The 18,998-nt window shown below is 41.8% G+C and carries 17 protein-coding genes; 5 read left to right on the forward strand and 12 right to left on the reverse strand.

What is annotated here, in order from left to right:
- Window positions 1–410 precede the first annotated feature (410 nt).
- Entirely contained in the window at window positions 411–548 is a 138-nt protein-coding gene (locus HWQ38_RS03105; RefSeq protein WP_292789937.1) for a hypothetical protein, read from the forward strand.
- A gap of 379 nt (window positions 549–927) precedes the next feature.
- Here HWQ38_RS03105 and HWQ38_RS03110 read toward each other — a convergent pair whose 3' ends face one another.
- The 6 genes from HWQ38_RS03110 to HWQ38_RS03135 form a co-directional block, all read right to left on the reverse strand.
- On the reverse strand, window positions 928–2,016 hold the full coding sequence (locus HWQ38_RS03110) for a HAMP domain-containing sensor histidine kinase (RefSeq protein WP_292789939.1): 1,089 nt from the start codon (window positions 2,014–2,016) through the stop codon (window positions 928–930).
- A 5-nt stretch (window positions 2,017–2,021) separates the two neighbouring features.
- On the reverse strand, window positions 2,022–2,732 hold the full coding sequence (locus HWQ38_RS03115) for a response regulator transcription factor (RefSeq protein ID WP_292789941.1): 711 nt from the start codon (window positions 2,730–2,732) through the stop codon (window positions 2,022–2,024).
- 29 nt (window positions 2,733–2,761) lie between these two features.
- A complete protein-coding gene (locus tag HWQ38_RS03120; RefSeq protein WP_292789942.1) occupies window positions 2,762–3,460 on the reverse strand; it encodes an NYN domain-containing protein in 699 nt (232 codons plus the stop codon).
- Between the two features lie 366 nt (window positions 3,461–3,826).
- Window positions 3,827–4,906, reverse strand: a complete 1,080-nt coding sequence (locus tag HWQ38_RS03125; RefSeq protein WP_292789943.1) for a fatty acid desaturase — start codon at window positions 4,904–4,906, stop codon at window positions 3,827–3,829.
- A gap of 214 nt (window positions 4,907–5,120) precedes the next feature.
- Entirely contained in the window at window positions 5,121–6,173 is a 1,053-nt protein-coding gene (locus HWQ38_RS03130; protein ID WP_292789945.1) for a fatty acid desaturase, read from the reverse strand.
- A 422-nt stretch (window positions 6,174–6,595) separates the two neighbouring features.
- Window positions 6,596–7,417: an acyl-CoA desaturase gene (locus HWQ38_RS03135; protein ID WP_292789946.1), complete on the reverse strand. Its 822-nt coding sequence runs from the start codon at window positions 7,415–7,417 to the stop codon at window positions 6,596–6,598.
- Between the two features lie 87 nt (window positions 7,418–7,504).
- On the opposite strand from HWQ38_RS03135, the gene HWQ38_RS03140 reads away from it, so the two are divergent.
- A complete protein-coding gene (locus HWQ38_RS03140; RefSeq protein ID WP_292789948.1) occupies window positions 7,505–8,737 on the forward strand; it encodes a methionine gamma-lyase family protein in 1,233 nt (410 codons plus the stop codon).
- Window positions 8,738–9,047: 310 nt separating this feature from the next.
- Here HWQ38_RS03140 and HWQ38_RS03145 read toward each other — a convergent pair whose 3' ends face one another.
- The 5 genes from HWQ38_RS03145 to HWQ38_RS03165 all read right to left on the reverse strand — a co-directional run bounded on the left by HWQ38_RS03145 (window position 9,048) and on the right by HWQ38_RS03165 (window position 13,341).
- Window positions 9,048–9,389 carry a cupin domain-containing protein gene (locus HWQ38_RS03145; protein ID WP_292789950.1) on the reverse strand — a complete coding sequence of 114 codons (342 nt, stop codon included), beginning with the start codon at window positions 9,387–9,389 and terminating at the stop codon, window positions 9,048–9,050.
- Between the two features lie 7 nt (window positions 9,390–9,396).
- Window positions 9,397–10,566, reverse strand: coding sequence for a zinc-dependent alcohol dehydrogenase (locus HWQ38_RS03150; RefSeq protein WP_292789951.1), 1,170 nt, complete (start codon window positions 10,564–10,566; stop codon window positions 9,397–9,399).
- A gap of 181 nt (window positions 10,567–10,747) precedes the next feature.
- Window positions 10,748–11,128, reverse strand: a complete 381-nt coding sequence (locus HWQ38_RS03155) for a hypothetical protein (protein WP_292789953.1) — start codon at window positions 11,126–11,128, stop codon at window positions 10,748–10,750.
- A gap of 302 nt (window positions 11,129–11,430) precedes the next feature.
- Window positions 11,431–12,129 carry an SRPBCC family protein gene (locus tag HWQ38_RS03160; protein ID WP_292789954.1) on the reverse strand — a complete coding sequence of 233 codons (699 nt, stop codon included), beginning with the start codon at window positions 12,127–12,129 and terminating at the stop codon, window positions 11,431–11,433.
- A 114-nt stretch (window positions 12,130–12,243) separates the two neighbouring features.
- Window positions 12,244–13,341, reverse strand: coding sequence for a DJ-1/PfpI/YhbO family deglycase/protease (locus HWQ38_RS03165; protein WP_292789956.1), 1,098 nt, complete (start codon window positions 13,339–13,341; stop codon window positions 12,244–12,246).
- A gap of 354 nt (window positions 13,342–13,695) precedes the next feature.
- Between HWQ38_RS03165 and HWQ38_RS03170 the strand changes: the two genes are divergently transcribed.
- The 3 genes from HWQ38_RS03170 to HWQ38_RS03180 all read left to right on the forward strand — a co-directional run bounded on the left by HWQ38_RS03170 (window position 13,696) and on the right by HWQ38_RS03180 (window position 16,416).
- Complete coding sequence (locus HWQ38_RS03170) at window positions 13,696–14,094, forward strand: DUF6335 family protein (protein WP_292789958.1); 399 nt, start codon at window positions 13,696–13,698, stop codon at window positions 14,092–14,094.
- Window positions 14,095–14,648: 554 nt separating this feature from the next.
- A complete protein-coding gene (locus HWQ38_RS03175; RefSeq protein ID WP_292789960.1) occupies window positions 14,649–15,140 on the forward strand; it encodes an orange carotenoid protein N-terminal domain-containing protein in 492 nt (163 codons plus the stop codon).
- 826 nt (window positions 15,141–15,966) lie between these two features.
- On the forward strand, window positions 15,967–16,416 hold the full coding sequence (locus HWQ38_RS03180; protein WP_292789961.1) for an orange carotenoid protein N-terminal domain-containing protein: 450 nt from the start codon (window positions 15,967–15,969) through the stop codon (window positions 16,414–16,416).
- Between the two features lie 508 nt (window positions 16,417–16,924).
- Here HWQ38_RS03180 and shc read toward each other — a convergent pair.
- Window positions 16,925–18,841, reverse strand: a complete 1,917-nt coding sequence (shc, locus tag HWQ38_RS03185) for a squalene--hopene cyclase (RefSeq protein ID WP_292789962.1) — start codon at window positions 18,839–18,841, stop codon at window positions 16,925–16,927.
- Between the last annotated feature and the right edge of the window lie 157 nt (window positions 18,842–18,998).

An 18,998-nucleotide genomic window follows, 5' to 3' on the forward strand; every position in this document is an offset into this window, starting at 1 on the left:
CTGCCTTTATCTCTTCTTTAGTAATTATGTACTATATTTAGATGCGTTCGCCCTGATTTTTGAACCGAGTGATACAGAGCCAATAACACCCAACATCATTAGAATAGCCAGAAAAGGTTGCTTTAATTGTTTCATCACAATAATTACTAAATTAGTTATGCGTTAAGGTAATACGATCGAGACTCGAATTGTAAGTGGAATTCATTTCGTTATCCTAGCACAATATTGATGTAGTTAATATAACATACAAAATTATGCTTATCAGTAAATTAGATTTTTATCCTTCATTTATAAAGGCTTTGAGGTTAATTAGCGCTTATATATAATGTAAAGTTTATACAATTAGCTGAAAGCGGTTTTTGAAGAAAATGTATGTTTAATTTGATTAATGACTAACCCTATTAGAGTCGATGGGCGGTATTATCCACCGCACCTCAAATCCTTATTTTGGCGTTGAAACTGGCTCAGGTTTGCAATTGGCGATCGCTTGTTGGAATTGCCTCACAGAGTGGTATTGGCATTTTTCGGAGATGTCTATTAAGGATTGAAACGTAAAGTTTCAGCGCTTAAATATTTCCATCCTGCAAATTGCAATCCATCAAAATTCCTATTAGAGATTGAAACGGTTTGTATCACACTACATTGCAATCGATCAAAATTCCTATTTTTGAATTGTTATTTGGTCAGTCTTGGGAACCATTTCGAGGGAACAGGTAAGCGATCGCAGCGTAACCCGAAAGACTGAGTAAACCAACCAAAAAAGCAGCCAGAATAAAAGTAGACATAATGTTATACTATATGCATTTCCAAAATCTCGACATCCATCAAAAAAATAAGATTTCGGATACTTTCAACTTAGCAATTGGGTATGACACAGCCGTGACTACCTTGTGTCAATCCCTTGTATCTCAAAGGTTTTGACTCAATTCAAGCCAAAGGCAGAAAAAACCGAAACGTACTACCAACTCCCAATTCGCTTTCTACCTGAATCTGACCGCCTTGTAGTTCAATCAAACGATGGGAAATAGTTAAGCCGATACCAGTGCCTCCCGAATGGCGATCGCGCGATTGGTCAGCTCGCCAGAAACGCTCAAACACATGGGGCAAATTTTCTGGAGCGATACCAATACCTGTATCTATAACCGCAATCCAGAGAAGAGAAGCTTCAGTCCCAACATCAATGGTAATTGCACCTTCATTAGTATAATGCACTGCATTACCTAGCAGATTAACCAACACCTGTTCTGTGCGGTCAATATCTGCCAATACAGGAGGTAGCACAGATGGACATTGTAAGAGCAGAACTGGCCCATCTTCTAACAGTTGGTCAGTAAATTTCTCTACTAATGACTCTAACAACGGACGCAGATTTACCCGTTGGATATTAATTGGCAGATAACCAGCTTCCGCCTTAGACAATTCTTGTAAATCGTTCACCAACTGCTCTAAACGCCTAGTTTCTCTAGCTAAACGCCGATAAATTTCAGGAGACGCTTCAATTTCCCCATTAGCGAGTTCTTCCAAGTAACCGCGCACCACTGTTAACGGTGTTCGTAGTTCATGTGTCATGTCTCCAATCACTTCTCGCCGCCGCGCTTCTACCCCTTCTAAACTAGCTGCCATCCGGTTAAAACTAGTACTCAGTCCACTGAGTTCGGGAATGTCAGACACAGGTAGTCGTGCATCCATCTGACCAGCAGCAAATTTTTGGGTGATTTGTTCCATCTGGGTCAATCGCTGCATAATCCGGCTGGACACCCAGTAACTCAATCCACCGGCGGCGGTGGTACCAACTAAGACTGACCAAATAGTGCTTCGCTGCCAAGCAAGTTCAAATCCTGCGACCAATTCAGTACGGACATCAATTAAGTCAAACCCCTGATTTTCTAATCGTTCCAAATGCAAGACAAACAAGCGGGGAGAAGAGATTTTGCTGATGCTCACCAGACTAGCTACCCCCACGAGCATTACTACTAAGTGGGAGAAAAATAGGCGCGTTCTTAGCCCCATCTTCATAACATTTACGCCAGCAGAGGATCTTCAAATTTATAGCCAACCCCAACAACAGTTTTAATAAAAGTCGGATTTGCCGGATCAGGCTCAATCTTTTTTCGCAACCGAGCTACATGAGTATCCACCACTCGTTCATCGCCAAAAAAGTTATCTCCCCAAAGTTTATCAATTAGTTGAGTGCGGTTCCAAACTCGACCAGAATTGCTGACAAAGGTGGTTAGCAAGTTAAATTCTAGGGTAGTTAAGTCCAAAATTTCAACCTCCTGAGAATTCAGCTGACGACTAGCAGTGCGCTGATCTACATCGACGATAAAGTGTTGGGTACGATTGACTTGATTTTGTCCCCCTTGGCGGAGACTACGCCGCAATAGTGCCCGCACCCTAGCTACCAACTCTCTGGGGCTAAAGGGTTTCACCATGTAATCATCAGCACCAGTAGATAGACCAATGACGCGATCGATTTCCTCACCCTTAGCCGTAAGCATCAAAATATAAGGATCTTTTGCACCTGGTTTCTGACGAATTCTGGCACAAACTTCTAACCCATCCAAACCAGGAATCATTAAATCTAGAATGATTAAATCAGGTGGTTGCTCGTGAAACATCCGCAAAGCATTCATCCCATCGCGGCTAGTGCGACAAAAAAATCCTTCTTTTTCTAAAGAGAGTTCGATTAAATGAGCAATTTCTGGTTCATCTTCAACTATTAAAATATCCATTTCAATTAAGACCGAGCAAAATACGCAGATTAAAGATTTGAATTTGACGACGTGCGATAACTATAGCCAAGATGAGAATCTTTTTGAATGTGTGCTTTAATACTATCGAGGTCAATAAAGCAGTCAGCAACATCAATCAAGCTTTCGCTAGTCGTCGTTTGCAGACTCACCACTTCCACTCGAACTCCCATTCTACTGACAGCGTTTACAGCATAGGCTAAATCTCCATCCCCACTGACTAAAACCGCAGTATCATAATAAGGAGCTAAAGTGATCATATCTACAGCAATTTCTACGTTCAGATTTGATTTTTTGAAATTCTCTGCTGGCAGAACAAGCTCTTTTGCTACGACACGATAACCATTACGACGCATCCACAATAAAAAACCCTGTTGTTTTTCATTGCTGATATCAACCCCAGTATAGAAGAAAGCACGTAACAGTCTTGAACCATTGGTTAAATGACAAAGCAATTTAACATAGTCAATTTCTATGCCGAGTTGTAAAGCTGTATGAAATAGATTTAAGCCATCAATAAAAATAGCAACTCGACCACGATTGAACCTATTGAAAATCGAACTATCAGGTGCAGTATCTTGCATCTTCTTAGTATCTTTACCTTTGACAGCAGTATCGCTCAAATTTTGCCCTTGCCAATGCGGTTTAGTTTTGAGTACTTTAGTCTCCTTAAATTCATTGCTATGTTTGCTAAAATTAGTTATAATCATTGATACCTCTGATTTTAAAGCGCGAAAGAGTTTTGAGTAAATTGTCTATAGTATAGTCTGTACTAATTTATAACCCTAGCAGGTAATGGTCTTAAGTCACGATACACAGATAAAGCTTTACGCTTACTGAGTATTTCTGTAAATCTTTTTGTCAGGCTAGGGTCAAGAATCCGCGAAGGTCATTATCTATTCTGATTTTACCGCAGGCTAAGGACGCTCAAATACTGAGAGAGTTAGAAGCAGTAATAATGTAATATGCGATGCCTGCGGCGGGCTACGCCAACGCCACTCAAAAGCTAAGTTGTCACAAAGCATTGACAAAAATGCAAGATTCCCGACTTTTTAAACAAGCCGGGAATCTGAATGTTAACCTTTAGCTAACTTATTCTGAGATGTGTAGTAAACCTTACTACCAGTATCAGCTACAAAATGGCAACTGATAGATGAATTCCATAATGACTTCCAAATGGGTTCCTCCGATTTGTGGAAATACTCACCCATCACTGGTTTTATTGCCTGAGTTGCCTTCAGCAAGTTGTAGTGAGGGATGTTAAGGAATATATGGTGAGCAACATGAGTACCGATATCATGATGGATATGATTGATCAAACCATAATTACGATCAATGCTAGAAATTGCGCCTTTCAGGAAAGTCCAATCTTCTCCCCGATACCAAGGAAGCTCTGGCTCAGTGTGGTGCAGGAATGTCACCAAATCTAGCCAAATTACGAACACAATGTAAGGCGCAGCATAATATTTCAGCAACCACATCCAACCCCATTGGTAGGTGAGGAAACCTAGTAAACCTACCATGCCAATCAAAAGTATAGTACTAGTGATGATATCCCATTTTTCTGAGGGTTTGAAAAGCGAACTGCTGGGTAAAAAGTGGGAGCCTTCCTTATTAGGAGAACGCTTAAACAAATACAGAGGATAAGCCAATAGAAAAACATAATATCTGACTATCTTTTGGGCTAAGGGCATCTCCTTGTATTGTGATTCTGTCACAGGATACCAACTTTCATCGTTATCGATATTGGCAGTATTTTTATGATGAGTTCTGTGACTAATCCGCCAACCATGATAAGGAACAAGTATTGGTGTGTGAGAAAGATGTCCAATCAAATCATTGAGCCATTTATGCTTAGAAAAAGATTGGTGTCCGCAGTCATGTCCGACTACAAACAAAGCCCAAAACATCGTTCCTTGCATTAACCAGAAAATCGGGAAGAAAAGCCAAGAATCCAGGTAATAAGCTACTGCATAAAGCAGACCGATAATCAAGATATCACGAAAGAAGTAAAAAAGCGATTTTGTCACATTCGGCTGAAAGCATTCAGCAGGAATGGCAGCTTTTAAATCCTGAAGCGTGAAAGGTAATTTAGTTGCATCCTCAGACGTTTCACAGCCAGGAGGATTGTTGAACGTGATGGTATTTGATTGCACTGGATTCTTTTGTTAGATAGAAATCGGAACTTTATTTGAGAGAAGATCATCTCACCTCTATGATGCCCACGACAATAGCGATCGCTAACATCCAAGAGGATAAAATCTGGCAATTTACCTCAAATTTTAGTCAGTGAATTGCCAGATTCTATTTAAACACAGCATAATAAACGCTCTCGTTGGTTCAAGAGCGTGAGTGTAATCACAGGGCTATTTATTGCTCTGTGTAATATTCGTTGAAAGTCTTATAGCCAACATCAGTTGTGTACAGTTGACACTGGTCTGTAATCTGCTTCATTAAAGACCAAGAAAACTGAGATTCATCATGCAGATAAGGCTGCCAATTTTCTTTGATGCTGCTGTAAGCTAGCCGTAAATTATAAGAAGGAATCGCAGTGGAAATATGATGAGGGACATGAACATTGATATCGTGGCAGAGGATTTCTACCCAACGCGGATAATCGCAATGGATAGTGCCAAATAGCTGTGCTAGACCTTCATTCCACTTGTTCGCTGTCACAAAAGGAACATCTGTGGAAGTATGGTGAACAATAGTAAAAGTACTCATCCAAAAATGGTAAATCATCCAGGGTACTAGCCAAAATTTGACAAATCCCCAGATCCCAGTTGTGGCGATCAGAATCGGGAAAGCGATCGCTGCAAACACAACTACTACAGCCACAGAAAGCTTGATACTCGATTGGTCTTTAGTTTTGAAGTTCCGCCAATCAAAATGCACCACAGCCCAATGTCCAATGGAACCTACCCACCAGAGGCGTTTACGCATAAACAGTTCAAAAGCAGACTGTCGGATTTGATCCCAATTTTCAAACACTTCTGGTTGGATTGGATGCCAAGCGTTGTCCTCATCCAGCTTGTTGGTATGAGTATGGTGATAATTATGCTTAATGCGCCAACTATGAAAGGGGTAAATTAACGGCATCATGAAGAAATGGCCCACCAAATCGTTTACCCAACGACGCTTGGCAAAAGACCTGTGACCACAATCATGGGCAATTACAAAAAAACCTGTTAAAGCAGTGCCCGTAAAAATCCAAGCTAGGGGCAAAAGAAACCAAGGAGTGATGATTAGGCTGTAGTAGCCCAAGGCAACTGCCAAGACACTAATTATTACTTGTATCCAAGCTTTGCGACGGTTCTGCTGAAAACATTCCCCTGGCAGGGTTTTGACAATATCTTTGAGCCTTAGGTCGGAATTACTAGGCTCGTCACTTACTTTCTGGCTGTTAATTATTGATGTAGTCATGAACACCTGAAAAACAAAAAACTCCTCCACCAAGTCGCCAAAAAGCAACTTGCCTCAAACATTCTTGACATTAGCGCTTCGGATTATAGCAATCTAAGCGACACAAGCGCACCCGTAAATAGACTTTTGAAAAGTTAGGAGTTATAACTGATGAGCGATGCCCTGAGCCTGCCGTACCACTTCGTGGAAGCAAGCTACGCGCAGCGTCTCGTAGAGAAGGGTTATGAGTTAAAAAAGATAAACATCCGATAGCGTTTCCTAATCAGAGTGAAGTGCAGCTTTATCGGGGTGAAGTTTTGATATGTACTTCATGCACCTGGGAACCGCCATTACTCCTAACTCCTAACTCCTGTACGATTAATCGCGTCTCTCCAAACTCCTAACTCTTGTACAGACGCGATTAATCGGGTCTCTGGAAACTCCTAACTAATTTTTGTTGGGGCCAACTTCACATTAGTAGCCAGACCAACTGCTTGTAGCAATTGAACAGTCATCCAAGTTAAATCGATTTCCCACCATTCCAGCCCATGACGAGCTGAGTATTGAAAGGCATGATGGTTATTGTGCCAGCCTTCACCGAAAACTAGTAAGGCTACCCACCAGCAATTAGCCGATTTATCACCAGAATCATAGCTTTGATAGCCAAATTTATGAGTAGCGCTGTTCACCAACCAAGTACAGTGGTAAACCCAGACAAGGCGAACAAAAATCCCCCAAAAAACGAACGGCCAGCCACCCAGAACCAAAAGCAACACACCCAGAGCAACCTGGATCAAAATGAAATATTTTTCTAAAAACTGATAAAATGGGTCTTCGGCAATATCTTTGGTGAAACGAGGAATTTCAGTGTGAGCGGGACAGTAGTGAAGCAGCCAATCCATGTGGCTCCACCAGAAGCCTTTATTAGAATCATGGGGATCTGCGTCAGTATCGGAGTGCAAATGATGAATGCGATGTGTTCCTATCCACTCAATTGGGCCTCCTTGACAGGAGAGTGTCCCGAAGAAAACCAGGAGATATTCTAACCACTTGGGAGTTTGAAAACTGCGGTGGGTAACAAGGCGGTGAAATCCCAGAGTAACGCCTAAACCACCAGTCACCCAGTACAGCAAGAAACCGACACCAACTGCCGTCCAGCTAAAGTTACCAGGAAAAAAGGCAAACAAAGCGCCGATATGCAGTCCAATGAGAAATAGGGTATTAACCCAGTTAATTTGAGGTTTAGTTGAAGAAGCAATTGTCATGCAGTCACCTAAAGAAAGAATTTTCCAGCCTAGTCTGTGGGATCTAAAAATCCGCATATCTATAATTTTTTTTGGAACGAGGAACTGATGAACAGCTTAGAACAGCTGCGGCAAGCAGAACAGGCACTATTAGAAATTTTTGCTGGAATTGACACTCAGGTTAAGCATAATCTAAAACGAGTCCTGGATGCGTTTCGTAATCACCGTGTGGGGGCACACCACTTTGCTGGTGTAAGTGGCTACGGCCATGATGATTTAGGACGAGAAACTTTAGATATGGTTTTTGCCGAAGTTATGGATGCCGAAGCTGCGGCGGTGCGAGTGCAGTTTGTTTCGGGAACTCATGCGATCGCTTGTGCTTTGTTTGGTGTCCTCCGTCCTGGAGATGAAATGTTAGCAGTAGTTGGTTCTCCCTACGATACGCTTGAAGAAGTCATTGGTTTACGAGGTCAAGGTCAAGGCTCTCTGATCGAGTTTGGCATAAATTACCGCCAATTGGAGCTAACTCCCCAAGAAACTATAGATTGGCAAGCTTTAAGTAGTAGTGTGGCTGAAAACACGCGTTTAGTGTTAATTCAGCGTTCTTGTGGCTATTCTTGGCGTCCGAGTTTATCAATTGCCGATATTGAAAAAATCGTCCACTTAGTCAAACAGCAAAACCCGAACACCGTTTGCTTTGTAGATAACTGCTATGGCGAATTTATTGAAACCAGGGAACCAACAGCCGTAGGTGCTGATTTAATCGCAGGATCATTGATTAAAAATCCTGGTGGCACCATTGTCAGCGCTGGCGGTTATGTCGCCGGTCGCGCCGACTTAGTAGAAGCGTCCGCTTGTCGCCTGACTGCTCCCGGTATCGGTAGTTATGGCGGTGCTACTTTTGACCAAAATCGCCTGCTGTTCCAAGGACTATTTCTGGCTCCGCAAATGGTCGGAGAGGCGATGAAAGGGACTTATCTTAGTGGTTATGTATTTGACAAACTCGGTTATCCAGTTAATCCCGCTCCCCTGGCTCCCCGTGGGGATGTAATTCAGGCAATCAAACTCGGTTCTGCTGAAAAGCTAATTGCTTTCTGTAAAGCCATACAACAGCATTCTCCTATCGGTTCCTACTTAAACCCTGTTCCAGATGAAATGCCGGGGTATGAGAGCCTGGTAGTCATGGCTGGCGGAACATTTATTGAAGGGAGTACTTTGGAATTATCAGCAGATGGGCCTTTGCGTGAACCTTATGTGGTTTATTGCCAGGGGGGGACTCATTGGACTCATGTGGCGATCGCATTGGAAGCTGCGATCGATGCGATCGGAAGTTTTGACTAGATATTATAGCAGATATTCTGCACCGCATGAGGTTTATTGAGAAATTAATCGTGTGCGATCGGATTATTTATGTTGTTACAAGTGCAAGGTGATTCTTATTTCTCCTTTGGGACTGACAAATAAAAAAACATCCCAAATTTTCTGGTGGGATGGGTGTCCGCACTACGTGCCGCTACGCGAACACCCGTCCCATATTCAAGGTGGGCAGGATGCCCACCCTACAAGATGAATAATACTAACGCTCTATATTCTATGCAATTGAAAGCGGCTAGAAGTTTTTAGCGATCGCAAAATTTCAGATAACTGCAAATTAGTTTTCATCGCGTCCGTGAACTTGAGCCGGAGGACTGGTTGCTTCAACAGCCGTGAATGGTTCGAGGATTTTGTAGGTGTGGCTGGCTCCTTTGGGCACAACCCAAGAACTCCCAGGCTCTAGTAAAATCACTTGTCCTTCAAGGTGCAATTGGGCACGACCATTAATTACATAACCAACTGTTTCATAGTCGCGCGAACTTGGCTCTTTGTCTTCGTTTGGTTGTTCATCTTCCCAAAGACGCATGGCAACATTTTTGCCAGAAGCTAAATATTTTTGACCGAGTTTACCTTTAGGGGAATTGGTAGAATCTATTTTCGTAACGCTGGTGTCGCTCATAATTAAATTAGGGTTTGAGTACAACTTTGATGCAGTTATCTTTCTTGTCCTTAAAAATTTCGTAGCCGTGGGGCGCTTGTTCTAAAGGTAACGTGTGGGTGATGATAAATGTTGGATCAATTTCACCTTTTTGAACGTGTTCTAACAAAGGTTTTAGATACTTGTGGACGTGCGTTTGTCCCATTTTCAAGGTTAAACCCTTGTTCATAGCAGCACCCATCGGCATTTTGTCTATAAAGCCACCGTACACACCCGGAATTGATACGTGACCACCTTTACGACAAGAAACAATTACTTGCCGTAATGCTGTTGGGCGATCTGTTTCTAGACGCACCGCTTGTTTTACTTGGTCATATAAGGCCATGAAATCTGTACCGTGGGCTTCCATTCCCACTGCATCAATGCAAGCATCAGGGCCACGACCGCCAGTCAATTCTTTGAGTGCTTCGCCAACATCCCCTTCTTCGTAGTTAAGGACTTCAGCTTTGCCCTGTTCTTTAGCCATTTGTAGACGTTCGGGAACGCGATCAATCGCAATCACACGTTCTGCACCAAGAAGAAATGCGCTTTTAATCGCAAATTGTCCGACTGGGCCACAACCCCAAACGGCGACAATATCACCGGGTTGGATGTTGCAGTTTTCGGCTGCCATATAGCCAGTGGGGAAAATATCTGTTAGAAATAGCACTTGTTCATCCGTCAAACCATCGGGAATTTTAAACAAGCCGACATCGGCAAATGGTACTCGTGCATACTCTGCTTGACCACCGGCATAACCGCCGAATAAATGAGAGTAGCCAAATAGAGCTGATGGCGAATAGCCCATTTGCTTTTCTACTAACCAAGCGTTGGGGTTAGAGTTGTCGCACAGTGAGGATAAATCCCGATTGCAGAAAAAACAATTGCCGCAGGAGATGGTAAAAGGAACTACTACGCGATCGCCTATTTTCACATTTTTAACTGCACTTCCCAGTTCTACAACTTCCCCCATGAATTCATGACCAAGGATGTCGCCTTTTTCCATTGAGGGGATGAAGCCGTTGTAAAGATGCAAATCAGAACCACAAATTGCCGTGGAAGTAATTTTAATAATGGCATCGCGTGGGTTGATAATTTTGGGGTCAGGAACTGTTTCTACCCGCACATCGTTTGCTCCATGCCAGCAAACTGCTTTCATAATTGATTTCGTCCTTAGTGATGATTTATGGCTCTTTAATATCAAGATGAATCCAGTATTTATCTTAAGCGGGAGACGCGATAATTATCGCGTCTCGGTAACTAATCAAATCTGGTTCAACAATGTATGACTCAGTAATTTAGACTCAAAACTTGGTAAAAGTCTAGCTTCTATGTCTCAGTTATTTGCTTGGAGCATTATGGTAATAACCCTTTTTATCTCCATTCAATGACCGAGCTTTGTCTCCTGCCTTGTTTTTTGCAGGATCAAAAAACTCTTTTGTAGCTTCAGGAGTTTCTTCATCCAAGTTTAGCTTTTCACGGATATTATCAACAGCGCCTTTTAATTTATTCTTGCTATTGCTGATTTGGGTATCATTTCCAATTGCACCTTCGTCTGGTGTTCCTTTGTAATAAATACCCTCTGGAGTTTTAACAGTCTCAGCTTGAGCTACATTAGCGTAGCTAAAAGCTTGACCCAGTAAAAACATAAATCCTACGAGGAAAACTACAAGGATTTGGGAAATACGAATATTTCGCAGCGATGAAATTACTCGATTCATAAAAAGCCTCAATTGCATTATGTTGGGTGTACGATTCAAAAGACTGAATGATTATTGATCATTCAGGGTTTAAGAACAACTTTGATGCAGTTATCCTTTTTTTGTTGAAAAATCTGGTAGCCGTGGGGTGCTTGTTTTAAAGGTAACGGCCACGAGTCATATCTTCCAACGCTTCGCCAGCATTAACTTATTCGTTGTTAATGAATTTTGGCAAACTTTTTCGCCATTTCCAGACGTTCAGGAAAGCGATCGCTATTGATCGCTTTTTTAACATCCATCATCTGGGATCATTGGGGGAATAACTACTTGCTTCCCCTTGATTGACCTTCGGTGGTGGCAATTTCGCCTGCTTCCATTAGCATCTTGAAGCGACGCAATTCATCACCAATTTGCTGTTCTGGTTCTTCACCGAAAAGTTTAGCTACAGTAGCCCCCAATATCCCACCCGGCGGGTTATACTCCAAGACAATCTTGACTTCCGTACCGCGATCGCCTGGTGCCTTTTGGAAACGGACAAAACCAGAATTATCAACGTCTGCACCTTCTACAGAAGCCCAAGAAATAAACTCATTTTCCCGGTCTTCCAGAATTTCTGCATCCCATTCTACGCTGTTACCCAAGGGTGCATTTGCAATCCAGTGAGAACGTTTTTGGTCATGCACCTTTACAGATTTGAGATGCTTCATAAATGTGGGCAAATTCTCAAAGTTGTGCCAATAACGATACAGTTCATCTGCTGGTTTATTAATCGTTACCGTCTTTTCAACTTTGATGGGTTGGTTTATACCTATTGCTGACTGGGCTTGCTCGATTGTGCTTTGTTTAGTTGCACCTTGATAGATCAAACCGCCACCAGCTAAAGCCGTCAGCACTCCCCGCAATGAACCCTGCTTTAAACCCATCAGCACCATAGCACCGCCACCAATTAGAGATGACCAACGCTCTACTTCACTAGCTTCAGGCTGCCCTGTATTTAGTTTATCCCCTGATGTTGAAGCCACTTTTTTAGTTCTCCATCAAATTAAATTAACCACAGAGGCACAAATAATTTCTTATATCTGTGTCTTATTCTCTACCAGACGCTATCCATAGCTCTGGTTATGTTCAAAAAATCTTTATATTGACACAGAAGCGCCTGTAGTCGGCTTAGGAGGCTGAATCTGAGTGCCTATCCGCGCCCGATATACTTTTAGCAATTGTTGTTCGGATTTCAATAAATCCTGGTAAATTTCTTTGAAAATAGCAGTTGTTACCGGGTCAGTGTACATTGCACACAAATTGCCAATATCGCCGATACCAGTTTGCACATCCCCCAAAGCCGAACGTAACTGATAGATGTCATCACTTCCGGTGAAGGCAGTTTTTACCTTGGCATACTGATTGGCAATATTTGCCGCTAAAGAGTGTTTTTCGCCCAATAGGTGGAGATAGGTTTCTAATTTTTGAATGTGGCGCTGTTTATTAGCAATGATTTCTTGAAAGACTGATTTTCCTTCGCTATCTGATTCCTTTTCCAAGTACTTCTCAAATGCTTCTAAGGAATAACGTTCACCACTAAGGGCAGTATTTAAACCTTTGCTGAGATCACCTTTGGTTGAGCCACCCCAAGCATCGGCGAGCTTCCACCATTCGGCACTTGTGTCTTTCTCATTTGGTAATGCAGCATCTTTGCCACCATAACCCAAACGGCTTAGAATAGCGGTGGTGAAAATTGCCAAGTCTCCGGGTTCACGAGATGTAATCAAATTCCCATCAACTACTAGCGGCTCATCTAGATAATTTGCACCAGCGTTAATGATGTCCTTAGCAATAGCGCTAAAGCCAGTAATTTGTTTACCTTTGAGTAAGTCGCCTTCAATCAATAGTTGTGGTCCGTGGCAAACCGCAGCTACCAATTTTTCTTGTTGTATGGCATCTTGTACGAAGCGTACTGTGTTAAGGTTCCGCCGCATTTGATCGGGAGCCATCCCTCCAGGAATCACTACCGCATCGAATTCGGCTGCGATCGCTTCTGTCGTAGTACCATCGGCTTGTACGCTGAGTTTGCCCTGTTTACCCTTATATTTTTCATTTATTCGGGAACCCAGGACTACTACCTCTATTCCTGCTTGTTTCAGTCCATTATAAGGAACTGTAAATTCTGCATCCTCTACTCCCTGTTCAATGAGGATGGCAACTTTTTTCTTACTGGAATGATTGTTATGGTCAGTCATAGATGGTATTACCTGTTTATTTCTAGTATTTAACTAGCTACAATATTCATCGATTAGGACAGTTAAACAGCCAGAACTTTTTGCTGACAAATTGGATTGTTGGTGAATGATAAAAAATAGTTATGAGTAAAAACTTGGTTAATGAATAATTTCGGTTTGATTACCCTTAACTCCTAACTAAAAACTTGAACCATAAGTTTTTTGTCCATGATTTCTCCAATAGTATGACGCGATCGCTAGTTATGCTTCGTTCCAAGGGGATAGATTATTTTATTTCTAAAGCTATACCTCTCTAGTTAGACAAATTGTTGACAGGAAAACGTTATTGTGAGAATGCAGAAAAGGACTAGTATCATGGCAGAAAAAAATCATCATGACGAAATTAAAACCAATGATTTGCCACAAGAGATTACCGAATCCTACGGTACTGGTGTGAAAGACTTGTCGGGATACAATATTGGTGGTAGCTCAACGGGAGCAGAAAGAGAGGAGTATACAGAAACTAGTCCTGAACTCACTACTGGGGATGTTGATACTTATTGGCAAGATGCAGATGCAGTTGGGGATGAAGCTCTTGGTGGTAGTACTTCCACTCCTGATCAAAATGTAACTGAGGAGCTAGAAGCAGCCGTAGGGCTAGAAATGGCTGACTCTGAGTTTCTGCATACTAACGATATTTTAGAGGAACGTGATGGCGATCGCTGGGAGTTAGATCCAAAGTCTTCTGAAGATTATCAAACTCGGCGAGAATAAGCTAAATAAAAGTAGAAGCCGTATTCCTGGCAGGGCTATTTCATTCTCATCTAGTCCGCCTCAGAATGAATTCTGAGTCTAATAGCGAAAGTCGTCTAAAGACGACTAAGAAAAGGTTATAGTCCGTTTTAACGGACTTTAGCTATGAGCCTCTGAACTTCAGTTCTGGGCGTTTTCTGTCTAGAATGAAATAGCCCTGGTATTCCTACTGTATTATTCACAAATTAATGTCCCTGCTTGGACAGTGCTTTTCTAAGCACTGTCACATTAAAATTAACATCTATCCACCGAAATACTTCCTGAAAATCTCTTCACCTTGTAGTATTCCAATTGCCAACTCCTTCACCTTGGCAAGCATGATTTTGGCTTTTTATGTCAGGTGCTTATCTAACCGTAATCCTTTGAATGCAGGAATATACCCCAACCGATTTATATTCTGTTTCTAATTGTTCTTCTTTATGATTCCAATACATCTGTCTTCAGTAGGGTAAAATGGCAGATGTAAATTTGATAACCTTGTTAAGAATACTGATAAATTGCAATTGGAGTTAATAATGACATACACGCAAACTAACGATCCAACTATTCATGAACATATTCAAGCTTGGCAAAAGTTGGATGTAGATCAACAGCTGGCTTTGTTTTGGTTCATTTACAAAGAAATTGGAGGTTCAATTACTCCAGCCGCCCCTGGTGCTAGCACTGCCTCGCCAGAAATAGCTGAAGGTTTATTTAATCAAGTTAAGGAATTATCTCACGAACAACAATTACAAGTTCAGCGTGATTTGATTAATAAAGTCGATACCCTAATTTCTCGTGAATATGGCTCTTTGGGTGATACCACCAAGCTACTGTTTTGGTATCGATTATCTCAAGGGATGGAAAATGGCACAATCATTCCTATACCTGATGATTATCAACTTTCTTCAGAATCTAAAGCGTTGTTTGGCAGAATTCAAGGATTAGAATTTGAACAGCAGATTACTCTTTTCCGTGATTATGTTTCGCCAATGGGTGCCCAATCAAAAGCAGGTGCGGAAATTTAGCAATTTTGAACTTTTTAGTATGTTATAGCAAGTTTGTTAGGTTGTAGTAGAAGAATTCTGAAATTAGAATTTCTTTACTCTCCAGCAGATTTTCCCAACTAGGTGATTGGTATTAGCGTTGCGTTAGTAAGTCTTGCCTGCTATACGCAGCGTTGCCTTCAGGAGAAAGGTGAGGGTCTTATACCCATTTATACCCATTCTCTTCAAGTTTACTATATCCGCCAGTCACTTAATATGAAGCTAAATTTTGATGACTGGCGTCTTTAATTTTTGTTGATAAATAAACACAAAAATCTAACTAATTTACCATAATTTATTATAGCTGATAAATATGTCTCAGTTTTTAATACTTAAAATAAAGGCGATCGCAAACAGTCTTCAGAGTTATTTAACAAATTATCGGGGTTGAAGTTGCTTGAGCTTATAATAAGACGTTCGGCGAGCGCTACTTCTCTACGAGAGGCTGCGCCAAGGACAACGCTACTTCGACGTCGCTCAGTACAAGTCAGTCGAGTCGCGACAAGTTTTGTGGTGGAGTATAAATTCCCGTTAAAAAACTTAATCACGAATTAGAAATTATTTTAATACTTCAGCTATGATACAATACCGACTAATGTAATCGGTACATTACTAACACAAATTTCGGGAAATTTAATTAATAAAAATTCATGGCTGATCCCTAAAATAACAGCTATTTGCTTTGCGTTCATCCAAAATCAAGTGATGTTCCCTGGTTGTATTTTCGAGCAAAGCAATAGTCGAACTGGCTCAAGGCAGGATTACAATTTTCACTCGATAATTTTTAGTTAATTACTTTGAGGTGTTTATGACTTCTACGAACGTCAATTTTTTAGAACAAAGTGTATCAAAATTTCAGAGTTTGAATATAGACGATCGCTTGACGGTTCTAGAGTTACTGTATACTGAAATTGGTGATGCAATTCCAGCGATCGCTCTCAATGATGTGCCAAATCAAAAAAGTGCGACTTTAGTTGCACAAATTCAAAACCTACCACAGGCAGAACAGCTTTTAGCTTTGCGTCAGTTGCTAAACCCAGATGAAGTAGGAGAAACAGCAATTCTTACTCAAGAGTATGCTTCAATGAGCGCTGACGATAAATTGGCTTTTTGGTATCAGCTCGCCCAAAATTTAAAAACTTCAATCATCGCTGTACCAAATGATTATATACCTTCTGAAGAAGCTACAGAAGTAATAGATTTACTTCACACACCGAACATTGAGGATTTAGTGACTTTCTTCAAGCGGGTGCTGTAAGAGTTTTGAATCAAGAATCGCAGGTGGGGCTATGCCTCACCTTTATTTTTACAGTAATAGGACTTATACCCTTTCACTTTAAATACGTTGGTAGGGGCACAGCAATGCTCATTGGTGTCAACTTAAGCTAGAAATAGCTTAACTGTTGGCTGACTCACCCGCCTGGAACTAAAGTTCTTTGGCTTTTAGCTAAAGTCTACTTTAGTAGACTAAAGATTTTTCGGATTATTTAGTCATCTTTAGATGACTTTCGCTAAAAGCCAAGGAACTTCAGTTCCTTGTGGGACATGGGTTTTACGTTAAGTTGACACGCATGAGCTTTTTCTGTGCCCCTACGATAAATCTATATGTATCAGGCTTTGTGTGAATTGGTATAACAGCTTACAACTTGAACGTTTCTAACTACAACTTCAGTTGAACTTATCACAACTTTAATTTTAAGAACTCTCCTTTGTTCCCAGCTTATCTAAACCGTATTAGTTGTTTCCCACAGTGTATTGCATCCAAACTAATTTTCTCTAATTACTCTTTGATAGCGACCTAGCGCGATTAAAGGAAAGTATTGTTGATACAGATGATATTTGAGATAAAAATGGCAAGGGAAGCCAGTACCTGTAAAGTCCGCCTCAAACCAAGTACCATCAGGCTGTTGAGTTGCCACTAGATAGCCAATTCCCCGCTCAATCACATCAAGCGCTAATTTACCTGTTGCTTCACCTGCTGCTATCAACCCAATTAAAGCCCAAGCAGTTTGAGATGCAGTACTATTTCCTTGTCCTTTGAGACTAGGATCGTTGTAGCTGCGGCAAGTCTCACCCCAACCCCCATCTGGGTTTTGACATCCAACTAACCAAGCGGCTCCCCGTTGTATACTGAGTTTATGCCTTTGAGGATCAATTAACGCCAATGCTGAGAGGACGCCACTGGTGCCGTAGATATAATTTACACCCCAACGACCAAACCAACAGCCTTCAGTTTCTTGTTCGCGCAGAAGATAAGTAAGCGATCGCTCTAAATTATAACTATCTATTGACAGGTTACAAGCACCAAGCATTTCTACGACTCTAGCCGTAACATCTGCGGTGTTTGGATCAATCATCGCTTTCAAGTCGCCATAAGGAATCGAGTTGAGCCAATCTTGATCATTATCCAAATCGAAAGCAGCCCACCCGCCTGGTTTACATTGCATAGATGCAATCCAGTTTAAGGCACGAGCGATCGCCGCCTGCTTAATTTTTTCATTAGGAAGTTTTGCTAAATCTAGTGCCATCACCACCACAGCCGAGTCGTCTACATCGGGATAAAAGTTATTGTCAAACTCAAATGCCCAAGCCCCTGGTTTTCCCTGACGATTTTTGACAGCCCAATCTCCGTAATCTAAAATTTGTTTTTGCAGCAACCATTCTCCAGCCTTTACCACAGCCGGATGATCTGGTGCAAAACCAGAATCTACCAAAGCACGTATCACCCAAGCGGTATCCCAGACGGGTGAAACACAAGGCTGTACGCGGTAGCTATTCTCTGTTTCAATGGCAAAATTATCAATTGCTTGCAAACCTCGTTCCACAATGGGGTCGCTTGAGTCATAATTTAGACAGCGCAAAGCTAGCATTGAATTCAGCATCGCCGGAATAATGCCGCCCCAGTCGCCTGTAGCTTCTTGGCGCTCTAAAATCCACTTTTCGGCGGCTTTGATGCCTTGTTCACGAAAAGGTACTAAATTCAGACTTTCTGCCAACTTGAACCCCTGATCAAGGGTGAGGAATAAATCTGTCCAATCACCACTTTGGGGTAATTCCCACCGGACTTGATCAACACCTTCAACGTATAGCTCATCTAGGTTGATAGTTGGATCGGTGATAAAAACAGGTTTGCGATCGCATACAATCAGCAGTGGCACAGTACTGGAACGCGCCCAGCTAGACATTTCGTAGATATTGACGGGGAAACCTTTTGGCAACAGCATCACCCAAGCTGGTAGCGAGGGAATACCGCACCAATTGTAGCAGCCAATCAAGGCTAAGTGCAACTTGGTAAAAATCCGAGTTTTGCTGATACCGCCCTGTTGGAGAATAAAAGCTTGCGCCCGAATCATCGCCGGATTGTTTGCTGGTACACCTAGCAGCCTCAGCGCCATGTAAGCTTCAACTGAAGTGCTAAGTTCTCCGCCATCACCGTAGAAAAGTTCCCAGCCACCATGCTGCCGTTGCTCTTGACGCAGATATGCTTCAACTTTATCTAAGGGTCTTCTTTGGTCTGTTCCCCAAATTTTATGCAGGAGGACGACTTCAGCAGTTATGGTGACATTAGATTCTAACTCTCCCCACCAGTAACCTGCGGGATTTTGAAGCGAAAGCAGATATTCTTGACTAGCTGCGATCGCTGTTGCGACTTGATTGACTTTTACCCTGTCTTGTGTTTGCATCAAATACTATTTAACCTCAACACCCACTTATAAACACGGTAATACAATGAGTGAAAAAAATTTTTTACTCAATCAGTAGACATAGTATTCTGTCTGAGTTACTGAAAATTTGCAATAGGTCAGCCCCCTTCGTAGGAATTAAAAATTAAATTCTTTT

It is taken from the genome of Nostoc sp. NMS7 (genome assembly GCF_017115085.1).
Lineage (GTDB): Bacteria > Cyanobacteriota > Cyanobacteriia > Cyanobacteriales > Nostocaceae > Nostoc.

Coding starts and splice junctions, on each gene's coding strand:
- HWQ38_RS03105 (WP_292789937.1), top strand. CDS start 411: ATGGGCGGTATTATCCACCGCACCTCAAATCCTTATTTTGGCGTTGAA.
- HWQ38_RS03110 (WP_292789939.1), bottom strand. CDS start 2,016: ATGAAGATGGGGCTAAGAACGCGCCTATTTTTCTCCCACTTAGTAGTA.
- HWQ38_RS03115 (WP_292789941.1), bottom strand. CDS start 2,732: ATGGATATTTTAATAGTTGAAGATGAACCAGAAATTGCTCATTTAATC.
- HWQ38_RS03120 (WP_292789942.1), bottom strand. CDS start 3,460: ATGATTATAACTAATTTTAGCAAACATAGCAATGAATTTAAGGAGACT.
- HWQ38_RS03130 (WP_292789945.1), bottom strand. CDS start 6,173: ATGACTACATCAATAATTAACAGCCAGAAAGTAAGTGACGAGCCTAGT.
- HWQ38_RS03135 (WP_292789946.1), bottom strand. CDS start 7,417: ATGACAATTGCTTCTTCAACTAAACCTCAAATTAACTGGGTTAATACC.
- HWQ38_RS03140 (WP_292789948.1), top strand. CDS start 7,505: ATGAACAGCTTAGAACAGCTGCGGCAAGCAGAACAGGCACTATTAGAA.
- HWQ38_RS03145 (WP_292789950.1), bottom strand. CDS start 9,389: ATGAGCGACACCAGCGTTACGAAAATAGATTCTACCAATTCCCCTAAA.
- HWQ38_RS03150 (WP_292789951.1), bottom strand. CDS start 10,566: ATGAAAGCAGTTTGCTGGCATGGAGCAAACGATGTGCGGGTAGAAACA.
- HWQ38_RS03155 (WP_292789953.1), bottom strand. CDS start 11,128: ATGAATCGAGTAATTTCATCGCTGCGAAATATTCGTATTTCCCAAATC.
- HWQ38_RS03165 (WP_292789956.1), bottom strand. CDS start 13,341: ATGACTGACCATAACAATCATTCCAGTAAGAAAAAAGTTGCCATCCTC.
- HWQ38_RS03170 (WP_292789958.1), top strand. CDS start 13,696: ATGGCAGAAAAAAATCATCATGACGAAATTAAAACCAATGATTTGCCA.
- HWQ38_RS03175 (WP_292789960.1), top strand. CDS start 14,649: ATGACATACACGCAAACTAACGATCCAACTATTCATGAACATATTCAA.
- HWQ38_RS03180 (WP_292789961.1), top strand. CDS start 15,967: ATGACTTCTACGAACGTCAATTTTTTAGAACAAAGTGTATCAAAATTT.
- shc (WP_292789962.1), bottom strand. CDS start 18,841: ATGCAAACACAAGACAGGGTAAAAGTCAATCAAGTCGCAACAGCGATC.